Annotated in this window: 14 protein-coding genes; 1 reads left to right on the top strand and 13 read right to left on the bottom strand. The window is 44.3% G+C overall.

Annotated features, from left to right (window positions below; genetic code table 11):
• Positions 1–1,431, bottom strand: a 1,431-nt coding sequence (locus DP117_RS27075; RefSeq protein WP_339381012.1) for a PEP/pyruvate-binding domain-containing protein, incomplete at its 3' end; no start/stop codon positions are given.
• A gap of 555 nt (positions 1,432–1,986) precedes the next feature.
• On the opposite strand from DP117_RS27075, the gene DP117_RS27070 reads away from it, so the two are divergent.
• On the top strand, positions 1,987–2,439 hold the full coding sequence (locus tag DP117_RS27070) for an MgtC/SapB family protein (RefSeq protein ID WP_169221304.1): 453 nt from the start codon (positions 1,987–1,989) through the stop codon (positions 2,437–2,439).
• Positions 2,440–2,571: 132 nt separating this feature from the next.
• Here DP117_RS27070 and recF read toward each other — a convergent pair whose 3' ends face one another.
• The 12 genes from recF to DP117_RS27010 form a co-directional block, all read right to left on the bottom strand.
• The gene (gene recF / locus DP117_RS27065; protein ID WP_169221303.1) at positions 2,572–3,771 is read right to left on the bottom strand and encodes a DNA replication/repair protein RecF; all 1,200 of its coding nucleotides are present in this window, start codon (positions 3,769–3,771) and stop codon (positions 2,572–2,574) included.
• Between the two features lie 136 nt (positions 3,772–3,907).
• Complete coding sequence (locus DP117_RS27060; protein ID WP_169221302.1) at positions 3,908–5,113, bottom strand: RNA-guided endonuclease TnpB family protein; 1,206 nt, start codon at positions 5,111–5,113, stop codon at positions 3,908–3,910.
• A gap of 148 nt (positions 5,114–5,261) precedes the next feature.
• The gene (atpC, locus tag DP117_RS27055) at positions 5,262–5,675 is read right to left on the bottom strand and encodes an ATP synthase F1 subunit epsilon (protein WP_169221301.1); all 414 of its coding nucleotides are present in this window, start codon (positions 5,673–5,675) and stop codon (positions 5,262–5,264) included.
• A 222-nt stretch (positions 5,676–5,897) separates the two neighbouring features.
• On the bottom strand, positions 5,898–7,346 hold the full coding sequence (gene atpD, locus DP117_RS27050) for a F0F1 ATP synthase subunit beta (protein ID WP_169221300.1): 1,449 nt from the start codon (positions 7,344–7,346) through the stop codon (positions 5,898–5,900).
• Between the two features lie 314 nt (positions 7,347–7,660).
• Positions 7,661–8,062, bottom strand: coding sequence for a fasciclin domain-containing protein (locus DP117_RS27045; RefSeq protein WP_169221299.1), 402 nt, complete (start codon positions 8,060–8,062; stop codon positions 7,661–7,663).
• A 127-nt stretch (positions 8,063–8,189) separates the two neighbouring features.
• Positions 8,190–9,020: a PEP-CTERM sorting domain-containing protein gene (locus tag DP117_RS27040; protein ID WP_169221298.1), complete on the bottom strand. Its 831-nt coding sequence runs from the start codon at positions 9,018–9,020 to the stop codon at positions 8,190–8,192.
• A gap of 727 nt (positions 9,021–9,747) precedes the next feature.
• A complete protein-coding gene (locus DP117_RS27035; protein WP_169221297.1) occupies positions 9,748–10,365 on the bottom strand; it encodes a nucleotidyltransferase family protein in 618 nt (205 codons plus the stop codon).
• Positions 10,362–11,618 (bottom strand): XdhC/CoxI family protein, encoded by a 1,257-nt coding sequence (locus DP117_RS27030; protein WP_248277857.1) that lies wholly within the window; start codon positions 11,616–11,618, stop codon positions 10,362–10,364. The genes DP117_RS27035 and DP117_RS27030 overlap by 4 nt, the downstream gene beginning before the upstream one ends.
• Positions 11,619–11,627: 9 nt before the next feature.
• Complete coding sequence (locus tag DP117_RS27025) at positions 11,628–13,940, bottom strand: xanthine dehydrogenase family protein molybdopterin-binding subunit (protein ID WP_169221296.1); 2,313 nt, start codon at positions 13,938–13,940, stop codon at positions 11,628–11,630.
• A gap of 2 nt (positions 13,941–13,942) precedes the next feature.
• Complete coding sequence (locus DP117_RS27020) at positions 13,943–14,935, bottom strand: xanthine dehydrogenase family protein subunit M (RefSeq protein ID WP_169221295.1); 993 nt, start codon at positions 14,933–14,935, stop codon at positions 13,943–13,945.
• Positions 14,936–14,998: 63 nt separating this feature from the next.
• A complete protein-coding gene (locus DP117_RS27015) occupies positions 14,999–15,592 on the bottom strand; it encodes a (2Fe-2S)-binding protein (RefSeq protein ID WP_169221294.1) in 594 nt (197 codons plus the stop codon).
• A 183-nt stretch (positions 15,593–15,775) separates the two neighbouring features.
• Complete coding sequence (locus DP117_RS27010) at positions 15,776–16,915, bottom strand: RNA-guided endonuclease TnpB family protein (RefSeq protein ID WP_169221293.1); 1,140 nt, start codon at positions 16,913–16,915, stop codon at positions 15,776–15,778.
• Between the last annotated feature and the right edge of the window lie 670 nt (positions 16,916–17,585).

The raw sequence follows: 17,585 nt of genomic DNA, 5'->3' as shown, positions 1-17,585 counted from the left end.
TGAGAGAAGTTGGAGCGGAGGAAACCTCCGATCCAATCTTCGGTGATTTTGAATTGATTTGTTTGCTTGTCCTATTTCTCTGGCTTCTCCTGCTTCTCTTGTGAGACGATACACTTCTCCTTTGTCGCCATCAATCAATAATTTTTCGCCTGTTTGAAAGATGATTGTGGCATCTGTTACACTCACAACTGCCGGTATTCCCAATTCTCTTGCAAGAATAGCAGCGTGGCTAGTAATACCTCCTTGTACCGTAATAATACCACTAGCTTGTTGCAGTAGTGGTAACCAATCAGGTGCTATTGTTGTTGCAACTAAAATGACTCCCTTAGGTAATTGTTCTGGTTTTTGTTGCGAATTGATAACATAGGCCGTTGCTGTCACACGTCCCGTTGATGCTCCCAATCCTCTAATGAGGTGGAAATGAGAAATTGTCAGGGGTGTACTAATTTGCGTTAGAAAAAGCGTGCTTGTGACGTCACAAGAAATAGTCCACTCTAGGGTTAAATTAACATCAGTTTCTTTAACAATTTGACTTGCTAGTTGAATAAGTTCTTGCAGATATTCCTCTGGCAAAGCGTACTGTTTTTGTTGCTCTTCTTCCAAGACATAAGCAACAAGGCTTGAGTCATTTGAAAAAACCACTGAAGTCGGCGCGGTTTGTAAAGCAGCAACAGACGCTTGATCATTCAAACGATAAGCGAGCATCTTATTACCCAGTTGCTGCTCTCTGACAGTTTCAGTTTCTGGATGGATGTAGTAGACATCAGGTAAGACTTCACCTTGAGTCATTGCTACTCCTAAGCCCCATGTCGCTAAAATTTCCCATTCAGAGGAGTTGGCATTGAGTAAACCGCTGGCGATCGCATTCCTAAAAGGTTGTACTAAAACGCCTAAATTAATTTGTTGCAGCTTAATTCCTGCCCATTGCCAGTACAATAAACTTTTAGCACGAAATATTTGGCTCCAGGTGTGCTTCAGTGCTTGCGCGATCGCTTCTTCATCACATTGACAAACCTGGGACTCTAGCAATCCAGACGTCTGATTTATCCCATGCTTTGTAGTAGGCACTACAAAAGTTGGTCGAAAAATGAGATATGAAGATTCCAATTTTTGGGCTGCATTGACAATTTGACTGAGTAAGTGTGTTGGTAAATGAGCCGTACTTATTTCTTGACGCAAGCGTCCAGCAACCTGCTGGAGTTGACGCCAATTATTGACATCCAGGTGTAGTGAAGAGTGGGGTAAGTCAGCAACTAACGCCTCATAACTGTTGAGAGTTTCTAAAAATTCTCGCAACACTTCTGCTGAAACGACAAAACCAGGCACCACGGGATAACCACGTTGCATGATTCTACTTAAATAAAATGCTTTGTCACCAACTTTGGCGCGGTCTTGTTGTTTAATTTGATCAAGCCAGTAGAGTTGTTCCACTCAATTACTTTAGTTATCTATTGTCTGTTGCTAAGGCAACAGAATGACCTTAATTGTAACCGTAATTGTATAAGTAGCTACGGCTCCCATAAATGATAAATAGTTAGTTGTCAACCACAGAAAAACGACTATAACGAAGTTCTACCATTTATCTACATCTATGTTTTATTGTGCTTACTTACCTTGTGGTCATGGCAGTTAAAAATTTAGATAAGTAAGTCAATCTTATAAAATGTAATATCTTTTGTCACAAGGGGTGATGACAAATGGGAAGAAAGTTTTTGAGCTACTTTTCGTATTTTACGTGTAATTCTGTCTATCTACTTAAAAGATTAATGATGGAAATAAATGAGTTTTCGATGTAAGAAATACTTATCAGAGTACTACAATAGAACTTACGCGCTATCTGACACTAAACTCGGTTTCTTCGTTCGTATTTGGTTGCGAAATAGAGATTTTTGGTAGAAAACGGGTTTCTTTGCGTAAGTTCTGTACAATTAAGCACAGCAGTGATTGTCTATATAATGTCCATAAAGAATTGACAAGGATTGAGCATTGCCTAGCATCTACTATCTTGCAGCTAATGATTGGTTAAACATTACCTTTAGGCTGTGTCTTGCTTTACTCGTTGGGGCAATGATTGGCATTGAGCGTGAACTAAGACACAAACCAGCTGGTTTACGAACTCATATGCTAGTGAGTTTTGGTGCAGCTGTGTTTACCCTCGTATCCTTGGCAACAGGTTCAGAGCGACCAGATGCTGATGCTTTGTCGCGAGTGATTCAAGGTATTGCAGCTGGTGTGGGATTTCTTGGTGCAGGGGAGATTGTACGTCAATCTTCTCAAGAATCAACGCGAACTGAAGTTCGGGGATTAACCTCGGCGGCAGCCATTTGGGTTTCAGCAGCTTTGGGAATTGCTGCTGGGTGTGGTTTGTGGCAGCTAGGATTAATTGCTGCTTTATTGTCTTTGTTAGTTCTAAATATTTTTAAACGATTTGAAAGTTAAGATGAATGACAAAGAACAAAGGTATCTGGAGGAGCTAACCGCACCAAATCAGAGATTTATGTGGTCAACCAAACAGTAGTGACTCTGAATCTCCTACTCATTCTTTCTGACTACTGAATTCTTTTTGAATGATTAATAGTCAATAATTGCTTCTGATATTTTACCAGATTGAACGCAAAGAATTTGCGAGGAATTTAGCCACTGTGAATCAAAAGAACCCAGATGAGTAGTCGTAATCAGGGTTTGAAACCGGTCTTGAATGGCATCAAGCAGCTGATTTTGTCGGGATGGATCAAGTTCAGCTAAGACATCATCGAGTAATAGTAGGGGTGGTTCGCCAATAACTTCTTCGATAAGTTGCAATTCTGCTAGTTTTAAGGCTAATACTAAAGTTCGTTGCTGACCTTGAGAACCGTATTGACGGCATGGTGTTTGATTAATTGTCAATTCTATTTCGTCGCGATGGGGACCAACAAGGGTTGTACCTTGGTGTAACTCTGCAACAGCACGCTGCTCTATTTTTTCTAAAAAAGCTTGCTGTAGTTGTTCTGGATGACTGTGTTCTAATGGGATATTAGGTAAGTACTTAAGTTCTAGAATTTCTGTACGACCACTGATACTAGCATGCCAAGCGCTGGCAATCGGGGCTAGTCGCTTTAGAGCGCGATCGCGTCGTCGAATGACTCGTGTCCCCATACTAGCTAATTGTACATTCCAAATATCTAACTCAGAATGCTGTGGAGTTTGAGTTCTTGATATTTGGGAGTGCGGGGATTTTTCTTGTAGACGTGTACTGACTTGTTGTGAAAGTGGCGATTGACGTTGCAAAATACTTTTCAAGAAAGCATTGCGTTGGCGCAAAACCTGGTTATATTGCTGCAAAATATGAGCATAGACAGGTTCGAGTTGGATTAACAGAGTGTCAAGCCAGTTTCGGCGACTTTCAGGACCGCTGCGCACAAGATCTAAATCCAAACTAGAAAATTGTACTGCATTGAGAACACCCAGAAAATCCATTTGACGCCGCAGAGTCTCACTATTAAGCGCAACGCTACGGCGACCATTTCGACGTAAAGTGAGAGTGAGGTCACTGACGCCAGTTTGTCGTTCTACAGTAGCAGCAAGCAAGGCTGTGGTTTCTTCATCTTGAATTAAATCGCGATCGCGTGCCATTCTGTGCGATCGCAATGTCGCCAGCAATTCCACTGCCTCCAATAAATTAGATTTACCCTGAGCATTATTGCCCAGCAAAATTGTTTTGGGAGCAGTAAACTCAACTTTTTGCTCTTTATAGTTACGAAATTGTCTGAGGTGAAGGATTTTGAGGTACATAAGGCAATAGATATAGTTAGAGCAGGCGTAGCCTGCTTTAACCTTGTGTTCCTTAAGGTGTACCGCAAATTTTTGTTAGAGAACAACTTCTAGTTGACACTCCCCGGTATAAATGCACGGGGATTCTAGTGGTTGTCTAATGCGGGGCTCTTGCCACCGCATTAGACGTTTTACTAGTTAAGGGACTGTCATCGACCCCACCCTCTGTATCGACCGTAGCCATTGCAGCTACAGCGTTCTGATAGCGTAGCGTGGCGCGGTAGCGCCATAGATCTAGAGGGCATGAAAAACCTAACCACTGACCAATGTTTTGAGAAGCATTCCAATCAGCGTTGCAACGATACCCATCAAACCCTTTGAACCAATCTCGATTCCGTTTACCAATCACACCATTACGATGGTCTGACTTACTAGTGTATGGAGCGGGAACTGATTGAACGGGTATGCCTAAACGAATCGCTTTGTAGCGAGTAAACATTTCTAGCTGATAGAATGCCCAAGCATCACGATTATTGCCAGCATCAGATTTTGTCTTTTTGTTTTGTCTCATCGTTTGACGACAACCAGACAAATCCTCAAACCGCAATCCCATTCCAAAGTCCTGCGCAAACTGCACAAGCTGCTTGGAGATGACGTGATTAATATGGGTCATGATCCGTCTTTCACGTTGCTCTAGTCGCTTTACTTCTTTGAGTTGTTTGGCGCTTTGGAGTTTGCGACGAGTACGTTGAAACTGTCGTCGAAATCCTTTGACTCGTCCGCCCTTCCAGAACTTCCCAAAACTTTTAGCAAGCGCAGCGACAGCAATATTGTTTTGTCCTCGGTCTACTCCAATCCAGTGTTCTACTGACATTGCATCGGGAACTTCCATCGACACAGATATCAGTGCATACCAAATCCCAGCCTTCGACTTACAAAGCTTTAGAGAACCTAACTTGGCAGTCTCTTGCATGATTTTGTCTAGAACTTGAGAATGTGATGCACAGTGGACGGATAAAGGAATACGTCCTTTCCTACCACGTAGCAGGTTGAACGCTACAGTGTACAAATCACCTTGCTTGGATATCTCAAAGTTTTGGTTATTTGTTTCTAACCACATTCGCGCTATATGCTTGACGTTTGTTTTAGCATTCGTGTTACGAATGGTTTGATTAATCCAAGCTGAACCAATCTCTACATGTTGAAAGGCAGAACTTGTTAACCTTTTGCGCTCCTTTTTATCAATGCACAACAAGTCATTCGCGACTTGAGTATTAACAACTGTCAGTCGTTCAAACTCAAGTGCTTTGGTTTGATTTAATCGATAAAAGGGGAGTTTAAGTGTGAACGTTAGTTCTGCCATGAAAATATGATAACCGTATCTTACATTTTTGTGTAAGATAGACACAGCAAGTTAAAACTTGCTGTGTCGTGTTTCATCCCCTGTCTAAAGACAAGGGGCTTTCACACTCCCACCCCATTCTTGGTAAGATTGTCCTACCTGTAAGCAGCTACACCATACCACCAGCGGCTTGAAAACGAGCGCGGGCGCGTTTGTATGCTTGATTTGCTTGGATTTGAGCTTGACGCTCTCCTGCTTGTACTTGAGTCAAACGGGTTTCTGCTTCATTGAAAGCAGCACGAGCTTCATCTATATTAATTGCGTCACCACGTTCAGCACTGTTTACCAAAATAGTGACTTCATCTTGTTCAACTTCGGCAAAGCCACCTAACAGTGCAATAGCTGTCCAAGGCTGATTTTTATTGGCACGTACTCGCATGACACCCGTATCTAGGGCGGTTAATAGTGGTGCGTGTCCGCTGAGAATACCAAGTTGACCAGTCGTGCTGGGCAAAATAACTTCTTCAGCTGGGGCATCCCACACTGTTTTATCTGGGGAAATTACACGAACAGTCAATGTCATATTTCAGTTATCAGTTGTCAATTATCAGTTATCGATGATCAAGTGTCAGTAAACAGTTACCAGTTTGAAGAAGAAGTCAGAATACAGCAATTCTTGATTCAGAAAGAGGAAATAAAGAATTTAGTTTTCTGACCGGAGGCGGAGCGTCTCCGGCTCCGCTCCTGACTCCTGACTCCTGACTCCTGACTCCTTCACTGTTCACTGATAACTGTTCACTGAATATTAGCCTTTGAGTTTTTCGGCTTTGGCGATCGCCTCATTGATATCGCCAACCAAGTAGAAAGCCTGCTCTGGCAGGTCATCCAACTCACCAGCAAGAATTTTCTGGAATCCTTTGATGGTATCTTCCAGTTTCACATACTTACCAGGAGAGCCGGTGAACACTTCCGCCACAAAGAATGGCTGGGACAAGAAACGCTCAACTTTGCGCGCACGTGCCACAATCAAACGGTCGTCTTCAGACAATTCATCTAAACCAAGGATGGCGATGATGTCTTGAAGTTCTTTGTAACGCTGTAGTGTTGATTGTACGGCACGAGCAGTGTTGTAGTGTTCTTCGCCAACAATGTTGGGTTGCAACATGGTGGAAGTAGAGCCTAACGGATCTACAGCTGGATAAATTCCCTTAGATGCCAAACCCCGCGATAGCACTGTTGTTCCGTCCAAGTGAGCGAAGGTGGTAGCGGGTGCGGGGTCGGTCAAGTCGTCGGCGGGTACGTATACTGCTTGAATCGAGGTAATTGACCCTTCGTTGGTGGAAGTGATGCGCTCTTGCAATGCACCGACGTCGGTTCCTAGTGTTGGCTGATATCCTACCGCAGAAGGCATCCGTCCCAATAGAGCGGACACTTCCGAACCTGCTTGCACAAATCGGAAGATGTTGTCAACAAACAGCAGTACGTCTTGTTTGTTGACATCGCGGAAGTACTCTGCCATTGTCAATCCTGACAGACCAACTCGCATTCTTGCTCCAGGTGGTTCGTTCATCTGACCGTACACCAGAGCAATCTTCGATTCGTTGAGGTTATCTTTGTTGATAACCCCAGATTCGATCATTTCGTTATAGAGGTCATTGCCCTCACGAGTACGTTCACCCACTCCTGCAAACACCGACACTCCGCCGTGTTGTGTGGCGATGTTGTTAATCAATTCCATCATAATGACGGTCTTGCCGACACCAGCACCGCCGAACAGACCAATTTTACCACCGCGCCGATAGGGAGTGAGTAGATCAACAACTTTAATCCCTGTCTCAAACACAGAGGGCTTGGTTTCGAGTTCAGTCAGTTTGGGAGGATCGCGGTGGATGGGGAATTTTTCTTCAGAATCTACTGGTCCCTTATTATCGACGGGTTCGCCAAGGACGTTGAAAATTCGACCCAGCGTGGCTTTACCAACAGGTACACTGATGGGAGCGCCAGTATCGACAACTTCCAGACCACGCACTAAGCCATCAGTAGAACTCATGGCAACAGTTCGTACTTGGTTGTCACCTAGCAGCTGCTGCACTTCGATAGTAACTGAGAGTTCTTGTCCGGCTTCGTTAGTGCCTTTGATGGTCAAAGCGTTGTAGATTTGCGGCATTTTCCCGTTGGGGAACTTGACATCAACAACCGGACCAATAATTTGGGTAATGTAACCAACGTTTGTTTTTTCTGCAGTGGTGACCATGCTGAGCCTTAATGATTGAAGCTATTTTTCAGATAAGGTCGTCTAAAGACATAAGATCTTGCTCTTGTCTCTTCAAGAGTAGCACTGAACGATCCCCTCTATTACGCTTAAATTTCTCCTTAAGATTGAGGCTGTGGAGCGATAATTAGCTTATACTCTATTTCATTAGCGAAAAAGTCAAAATAAAAAACTGCCGTGTCTACGATGGCAGACACAGCAGCTAGATGAGATTCAGCAAAAACAGGTCAGTTAGAAGCAGCAATTATCGGTAGTTGCTGCCCCAAAGTGTTGTATTTCCTGGATGAAGTGTTTGTTTACGCAGGAATCAACACTTTATCAATAATGTGAATGACACCATTATCAGCAGTCACATCTGGTGTTGTGACCGTGGCATCATTCACTTTGACACCATTAGAAGCATCGATTTTTACTTCCGTTCCTTCAACTGTAGGGGCTGAGTTCAGCTGAACCACATCAGCGGATGTCACTTTCCCTGAAACTACATGATAGGTCAGGATTTTCTTGAGCTTTGGAATGTCCTGAAGCAATGCGTCTACTGTGCCTTCTGGAAGTTTAGCAAACGCGTCATCAGTGGGTGCAAAGACGGTGAATGGACCAGAACCTTTGAGAGTATCTACCAGATTGGCAGCCTTGATTGCTGCAACTAGGGTACCGAAAGAACCAGCATTAACGGCAGTGTCAACAATGTCAGCCATGTGTTTCACCTAGTTTTATGTCATTTGTTAACAAGTATAAACTACTTTTGATTAAAAATACAGTTATTTGATATAAAAACCGTATTTTATTCCAATGATTTATGATGTGGAGCAATGCAAAATAGCGTCAAATCTTTGCTGTAGCTTTGTGTGACTGTTTGCGCTTGAGGAGTAAACTAGTGCTGAAGATTGCTGCTGTTAGCAAACCCACCATAGAACTGGGTTCGGGGACAGAGGAAACGCGGATGGACGAAAAGCGGATTGACTGTTCATTCCTGATTATCGGTTCATTGTAAGACCACTGTAGATTTTGACCGTTCGTCTGTCCGTTGATGTCACGAATCCCCACCGTTGAAGTAGCACCAAAGGATCTGCTATCTCCAGAGTTAACGTCTAGGTAGGACAATAGAATATCGTTGCTACCTTCAAACAGAACCGCTTGAAAAGTGATGGGGCTTGGTGAGTCTGAGAACCCCTTAACATTGTTCCATTGTGTGATAAAACGTTGCTGACCAGGTTTACCCACTGTCTGGAAGTACACTGCATCTGTACCAGCAGAGGTAAACTGCAAATCGTCCCACAAAACGGCGATACTTGGAAAGTTACCGTTTACACTTGTTGTGGTCAAGTTCTGGTTATCATACTGAAAATTGCCACCTTGGAAAGATATTAGCCCATTCGTGCTGAAGTGTACGCGATTGTAGTTTGTGCCGTAGAAGTTAAAATCGAAACCTAGTAAAGCCGAGACTGAAGCGTCGTCAATTCCAGCAAGCATGCGCGTACCTGTACCCGAAATATCTTCAAACACGAAAGGAACATCGTTTGTCGCTGTATATCCGAAACTGTCTGCTCCAATAGTACTAGCCTGTGCTTGTTTGATACCAATTGTTCCTAGAGCGATAAATGCAGCTCCAGCAGTAGCCATTGATAACTTTTTGATTGCAGTAGAAAGAGTCATAAGACTTGCTATTCCAAAAAAAATGAATGTTAACTATGGAGTCACTCCCAAATGCATAGGTAAACATCGGTTGGCAGTATGACATGTAATGCCAGTGATGTCATAGCAGATGAGTTAGTCTGTGGCAGTAAATCGCACGTAAAAATATTGCTAGAGATGACTGAAGCTTTTGAGTTCGCGTTCGTCTTTTAGAAAATTGGCGAGGTTTTCATTTGTGTTTTTCCCGCTCTTGTATTTCCAAGCTTAGTGTCGTTTTTTTGACTGTGCCACACTTGCGTACCACTGTTCATACAAGAATTACATTTAACTCAAATGAAATTTCCATCGAAACTGAGCTTGTATAAACCTTTCAAACAAAGTACCAACTATCTTGAATATCTATAAAATAAAACTTTTTAAACTTACGTATGTTCTTGAATAATCTTTGATTTGAAATGTAGTGATTTTACTTAAAAAACACAAGAATTGTGTTTGAATTAGCCAATTAAATAGTACCGCTCTTACTGAATTCAAAGTTCAAAATATGGTACTATGTCCAGAGAACACGCTGCGCGCCGAGAGTGCCTGCGCTTTACGCATACGTGCTGCCACGCGGAGCGATCAAAATTCAAAAAGCTTAGATGATAGTATGGCGATCGCCTGTTCCACAACTAAATAGCTGCACCAGTACCAAGCTAACTTAGCAACTCAAATTAATACGTATAAGTGCAACGTGCGTATTAATCACTTAATTCAATAATCGCTCGTAGTCCTGTGGTGTATCAATATCAATAGCACCTGCAGCAAAAGGGAAACTAAAAACTTTATGAGAATATTTCTTAATAACTTGTTTTGCGCCTGATGCGGCGGCTAAACTTGTGAGGTCTGAAAAAAACTTGTGGCTAAAAAGGGCGGGAACTCCCAAGGTTTCGGCATATTCAGAAGCGATAATCCCTTGACCTGTAGAATGGTAAGCAGCGACAAGTTGATTGATAACATCGCAGGAAATAAATGGCTGGTCGCACAGTGTCAGCACGACTCCCTCAATTTTTTGAGCAGCAGCGTTAAGTGCTGTCATACCAACTTTAATAGAACTACCCATCCCGTCGCGCCACTGCGGATTTTCTACTACCAAAACGGGAAGCTGACTAACTTCTTGGTACATTTTTTCTGCATACGCTCCCAGGACAACGATAATAGGGTTGCAAACTGAGGCAACAACAACCTCTACACTATAACGCAGGAAGCTGCGGCCTTGAAATTGTAGGAGTTGTTTGGGCTGACCCATGCGAGTTGATGCACCAGCCGCCAGAATGATTGCGCCAATAGCTGAGGCTGCATTTTTTGCAGGAGGCGGGTTTATCATACGTTGAGATGTTGCTGACGAGATTGGATTGCTTGAACATCTGGTTCATCAATGGGATGATGAATCGCTCCAATTCTATCTCTCAACAACCCAGCAGTACGTTTGGCAAGGACAGCTTGAATCTCAGCAATTATGGAAAGTGCAATTTCCACTGGTGTATCAGCCCCAATGTCAAGACCAACTGGAGCATAAACTCGGTTAAGTTGTTCTTGAGTGTAGAACATTCCTATGAAGTGCAAATCTTGAAGTAATTCTGCGGTTCTCCGTTTTGGACCAAGTACACCTATATAGTTTACCGCAGATGGCAGCAACATTTTGAGAAGTTCTCTGTCGTGGAAGTAGTTATGTGTCATCACAATTGCTACCGTGTTATCCTCTAACAACAGACTTTTATGAGCAGCTTCTGCACTGGTAAGAATCAAGTTGTCAGCATTGGGAAATTTTTCTGGAGTGAGATAGGTTGGTCGATGGTCTACAACAGTGACGTGCCAGCCTAGCTCTTTAGCAAAGCGTACAACTGGGATGGCATCAAGACCTGCTCCAAAAATGAGTAGTGGTGTTGGCGGCTTGATAAATTCAATGAAAACTTCTACACGACCTGCTGGTAACTGGTAAGTCTGAACTTTTGACTTTTGTTCTTGCAAAACTGCTTGAGCATCCGTAATAATAGCTTGGTTAAGAGTAGAATCTGCAATTTCAGTAGTCATATTTTTATCTGGGTCAAGCATCAAGTGATTTCCCACCTTTGCCTGAACTTGACCGTCCACAGAAAACACAGTTGCTAAAACTCCTGAGCGTCTGTTATTGAGACATTCGGCAATGAATGTTAATTGCTTATCCAAATGCTCAATGAGGACATGAACTGCTCCATTACAACCTAGCCCAAGTGCCCAAATAATTTCCTCTGCGACTTCTGGATCATATTTTACTAAAGTTGGTTCACCTGAAGCCATGACTTGTTTGGCATGTTCAAATACGTCATTTTCCAGACATCCACCACTAATAGAACCTGTCATACAACCATCTTGGGTCATTAGCATTCGAGCACCAGGTCGTCGATAAGTAGAACCTTTGACCTTGACAACTGTGGCAAGAACTGCAGTTTGACCACGACTTTTGATTGCCAGAAAGTCGGTAAGGATATCTTGTAATTCTTTCATGTTTTCGGGAGGATTGACTAGGGATTGCAAGAAGTTGTATCTCTCGTTTCCAGCAGTACGGCTGGGAACGAGAAACGATTGACAATGCTGCAAGATGTAGGTTTACAGCAACTTTTCAGGAGTTATTGGCAACTCGCGAATGCGCTTTCCTGTTGCATGATAGATAGCATTGGCAACTGCTGCAGCAACGCCAGTAATCCCGATTTCGCCAACACCGCGCACGCCCATTATACTAATGTGCGGGTCGGGTTTATCGATGAATAGCACGTCGATATCTCCGACATCTGCTTGGACAGGAACGTGATAATCTGCCAAATTACGCACGACGAGACGACCGCTTTGTTGGTCGAGTACTGTCTCTTCCATTAATGCCATGCCTAGCCCAAAAGTGATACCACCCAGAATTTGACTGCGTGCAGTCTTGTGGTTAAGGATACGTCCAACATCAATAGCACTCACAAAGCGTGTTACGCGTACCTGTCCCAAACGTGGGTGGACACGAACTTCAGCGAATTGTGCGCCAAAAGATTGAAATGCATACTGTTGCCAGTCGGAGTTTTCATCTTTACCAACACAGATTCTCACGACTTTGTTGTCTGAGTTTTGTTGTGACTCGGAGGCAGCAGTGTTTGCGATCGCTTCAACTTCTACTATCGGCAAATTGTTGCGCTGTAAAAGTTCTGCGTAAGTTTCACCTCTTGATGGCTCGTTGTTGAGGAAAACACGTCCATTTTCAGTTAAGATTGCCTCTTGGGCGACTCCATACAACGGTGACGATTCGTCATCTATGGCAAGGCGAATCACCCGACTACGTAACTCCTGTGCTGCTCCTTGTACAGCAGGTGCAACACTTGCGGCTGATTGTGAACCACCGGCAACAGGTGCTGGCGGCATGGACGATTCACCGAGTTTAAACTCAATTCGTTCAACACTTAGCCCAAGGGCATCAGCAGCAATTTGTGTCATCACAGTGTAAGTGCCTGTACCGAGGTCATGTGTTGCACTTGATATGACAGCACGTCCATCAGCAAAAAGTTGCGCTTTTGCTGACGCTGGAGAACGGTAGCCTGGATAGGTTGCAGTTGCCATTCCCCAGCCGATGAGATAGTCACCATCGCGCATTGAACCTGGTGTAGGATTACGGCGTGACCAACCAAATCTTTCTGCACCCAGTTGGTAACACTCCTTAAGGTATTTGCTCGACCAGGGTTTGCCTGTGTGCGGATTGACATCAGCATGGTTGATCATGCGGAGTTCTACAGGGTCGATTCCTAACTCATACGCTAATTCATCAAGTCCTGATTCTAAAGCAAACATACCTGGTGCTTCTCCAGGTGCCCGCATGGGTGTTGGATTGCCAGTGTTGACTTGAACTAAATAATGCGCCACTTTTAAGTTTGGACATGCATAAAGCATCCTTGTTGTCAACCCGCACGGTTCAACAAATTCATCTACTTCGGAAGTTTGCGATGTCGTCACGTGCTTAATGGCTGTGAGCTTTCCGTCTTTTGTTGCACTTAGTGCCAGCTGTTGAATGGTGAGTGAACGATGACCGCAAGAGGTAAACATCTGCTGACGCGTGATCATAAGTTTGACCGGACGACGAACGACACGCGCGGCGACTGCTGCCAAAATAGTGTGCCACCATGTAAAACCTTTGCAACCAAATCCACCTCCGACGAAGTGCGAGATGATACGGATACTTTCCTCTGGTATACCAAGCGTGTAGGCGACAACATTGCGTGTACCAATCACCCACTGTGTGGCATCGTAGATTGTGAGTTGATTGTCGTTCCACACGGCAATAGAAGCCAATGACTCCATTGGGTTGTGGTGTTCAATTGGCGTTGTGTAAGTCTGTTCAATCTTGACGTCGGCTGTGGCAAATGCTTTGGTCACATCGCCCCGTTGCACTTGCAGTTCTTCGCCAAAAAACTGTTTTGGTTGATATGCTTTCGGTGATTCTGGTACTATTTCAATACATGGTTTATGTTTTTCATAAGTGACACGGACGAGGGATGCAGCATATTTAGCTTGCTCTAATGTTTCGGCAACAACTACGCCGATATGTTGCCCGTCGTAGAAGACTTCGTCTGATTGCAGTGGCACAAACTTTTCGCCAAGCGCACCTTTAACCATATCTCCTTGTTTCATTTGGTTAAGTTTTGGCGCGTTGAGATGGGTGAGAATACTAAGTACGCCTGGTGCTTTCTCTGCCTCAGAAGTCTCAATGTCTTTTATCCGACCTTTGGCAATAGTACTTTGGACGAGCACCGCATGAGCAATATTTTCTTGCTCAAACTCTGCTGCATAGCAAGCCGCACCCATGATTTTGAGTCGTCCGTCAACACGGTTAATTGGCTTACCAACAACTTGCTCTGTTTCTTTTGGGGGGGAAATGATACCTGAACTCATACCTAATCTCCTGAGGTTGCTGCTCCTGTCTTGAGTGCTTCTTCCAAGGTTCGCTTTGCTAACTCAATTTTGAATTGATTGTGTCGATATGCTCTTGCTTCCTGCATCGCTGCATTCGCTGCTGCGGTGAAAGTCTCTTGTGTAGCTGGTGCACCGACTAATACTTCCTCTGCTTCTGGTGAACGCCACGGCTTTGTTCCTACACCACCAAGAGCAATACGCGCATTGCGAATCACTTGCTCATCTATTTCGAGTACTACGGCTGCAGAGACGAGCGCAAAGGCGTAAGATGCCCTGTCTCGTACTTTGAGGTAATGGGAACGCCAAGCAAATGGTATTTCTGGCAAATCAACTGCTGTAATTATCTCACCATGTTCCAGCACTGTTTCTAAATGCGGTGTCTCACCAGGTAACAGGTGAAAGTCGGTGATGGGAATACTCCGCTCACCTCTTGGTCCTTGTGTCTGGACAACTGCATCCAGCGCAACGAGAGCAACACACATGTCACTCGGATGCGCTGCGATACAGTGTTCGCTTGTACCCAAGACTGCATGCATCCGGTTGAAACCTTCTAATGCAGCGCAGCCTGAACCCGGTTGACGTTTGTTGCAGGGAAAGGCTGTATCATGGAAGTAGGAGCAGCGTGTTCGCTGCATCAAGTTCCCGCCGACTGTTGCCATGTTTCGTAGTTGAGCGCTGGCTCCTGCAAGAATGGCTTCTGACAGCACAGGATAGCGTTCTTGAATTAACGAATTATAAGCAACATCACTGTTACGAGCTGTCGCTCCAATTCTGATACCACCGTCATTTTTAGTGACAATTTCTGTTGACGGTAGTTTGCGAATATCCACAAGTTGACTTGGTGTATGTACACCTTCTTTCATCAAGTCAAGTATGTTGGTACCACCTGCAATCAACATTGCTTGTGGCGCTTGAGTGAGTGTTGCGATCGCCTCATCCGAATTAGCAGCGCGTACATAAGTAAATGGATTCATCCGTTTTGCCTCCGTTATTTTACTTAAAACAGTTACCAGTTTGTGTTCACTGTTGTTCACTGTTCACTGTTGTACTGAGGCGTTCCCGTTAGAATTCTGCTCGTTGTCGCACACCTGGCGAACTGCTGCAAAAATATTTGCGTAAGCGCCACATCGGCAAATATTACCGCTCATTTGTTCGCGAATGTCAGCGTCAGTTTTTGCGTGTCCTTCTAAAAGCAGTCCCACAGCAGACATAATCTGTCCTGGAGTGCAATAACCGCATTGAAAAGCATCGTGGTCAAGAAATGCTTCTTGTACTGGGTGCAAATCTTCACCCTCAGCTAAACCTTCGATAGTTGTGATTTGCTCACCGTCATATGAGACAGCAAGCGTCAGGCATGAGTTGATACGATATCCGTCAACAAGTATAGTACACGCACCGCACTGCCCGTGGTCACAGCCCTTTTTCGTACCTGTTAACCCAGTGTATTCTCGTAGGACATCTAGTAGAGTTACACACGGGTCAATTTGCAAATTGTATTCTGTACCATTGATATGTAATGTGACTGGGATGGTGTTAACAGAAGGTACAGAAGAGGGAGATGGCGAATCTAACAATGGTATTTGATCTAGTATTGAAACCCGTTCTGAAATAGCAGTGCTTGTGTTCTCCATGTTCTCGCTCCTTTAAGAAGGCTATTAAGTATTTGACAGCCACTGATGAACTATAGATACATATTTGCTTTTCTGTATGTATCTGTGGTTTTATTCTCTTGACACTCCCCGGCATAAATGCGCGGGGATTCTAGTCGTTGCCCTAGCGAGGGATAAATCCACTCGCTAGGGCGTTTTACTAGCTCACGGGGGACTGTCATCGACCCCACCCTCTACATCGGCAGCAACCATTGCAGTTACTGCGGTCTGAAGATTTAGAGGGCATGAAAAACCGAACCATTGACCAATATTTTGAGAAGCATTCCAGTCAGCATTGCAACGGTATCCATCAAATCCTTTGAACCAATCTCCATTACGTTTACCAATCACACCATTGCGGTGGTCTGATTTACTCGTATATGGAGCGGGAACTGATTGAACGGGTACGCCAGAGCGAATTGCTTTGTAGCGAGTGAACATTTCTAGCTGATAAAATGCCCAACGATCACGGTTGTTGGCAGCATCAGATTTTGCCTTCTTGTTTTGTCTCATCGTTTGACGACAACCGGACAAATCCTCAAACCGCAATCCCATTCCAAAATCCTGCGCAAACTGCACAAGCTGTTTGGAAATAACATGATTGATATGGGTCATGATGCGTCTTTCACGTTGCTCTAGTCGCTTTACTTCTTTAAGTTGTTTGGCGCTTTGGAGTTTGCGACGAGTACGCTGAAACTGTCGTCTCAACCCTTTGACTTGTCCGCCTTTCCAAAACTTGCCAAATCCCTTGGGAAGTGCAGCGACAGCAATATTGTTTTGTCCTCTATCTACTCCAATCCAATGCTTAACTGATATTGCATCGGGAACTTCCATCGATACACAAACAAGTGCATACCAAATTCCTTTTTTCGATTTGCAAAGCTTAAGAGAGCCTAATTTGGCTACCCGTGCAATGATTTTGTCCAGAACTTGAGAATGCGAAGCACTGTGAATAGATAAAGGAAGGCGTCCTTTTCTACCACGCAGCAGATTGAACGCAATCATATACAAATCGCCCTGCTTGGATATCTCAAAGTTTTGGTTATTTGTTTCTAACCACATCCGTGCTATATGCTTAACTTTTGTTTTAGCATTTGTATTCCGAATCGTTTGATTTATCCAAGCAGAGCCAATTTCCACATGTGCAAAGGCAGAACTAGTTAACTTTCTACGTTCCTTTTTGTCAAGACACAATAATTCGTTAGCCACTTGAGTATTAACATTTGTCAATCGTTCAAATTCAAGTGCTTTAACTTGGTTAAGTCGATAAAAAGGTAGTTTTAGAGTTAATGTTAGTTCTGCCATAAAAGTATGATAGCGCTATCTTACACACCTGTGCAAGATAGCGCTATACCGAAAGCAGGATTTATCCTGCCTTGTGGCTTTCATCCGACGCAAAGTCAGCGCCATTACTGCGGACGGGTTTCCCGCCGCTCTTATCTGGCGTCCCCTAGAAAATGGTCAGCACGCCACATGCGGGACTGCCGGGGGACCCTAGTCGAGCAGTGGCTCCTTTGTTTGTTGATTCGTGGGTGTAGACGGGTACTATTAAACTAAGTACACGTCACCATAAAAAAGGGTCCCAAATCGGGGAAGACAGTTTCTGTTGGAGCAGTTCTAAGGGATAAAAGCAGTAACCCAAACAAATAGCCCCCAACTTCCTGGGGTTGGGCTTTCCCCAGCCTACGGCTCGCTACGAAGAGCGACAAAAATGGACAACCCTTGTATTTTTGACTGCGACAGTCAACTCGTTTTACCGAAGTTCTTGGGTTGGGCCCAACGGGAGAACCAGTCGCACGCCACATGCACCCTCGGAGGAACCCCCCGAAGCTTTGATCGGAGGAAACCTCCGCTCAAACTTCTCTTGGCAACGCAGTGGCTCCGAGGGCGGGGGGGAACCCTCCGCAGTCGCCACAACGGGGGGACGCATGAATCCATAAAAAACGGAGTCAGCCTTATTAGAACGAGTACTCGT

Source organism: Brasilonema sp. UFV-L1 (assembly GCF_012912105.1).
Classification (GTDB): Bacteria; Cyanobacteriota; Cyanobacteriia; order Cyanobacteriales; family Nostocaceae; genus Brasilonema.
Note: the sequence above shows the minus strand (reverse complement) of the source record. Positions and strands in the feature narration are given on the sequence as shown.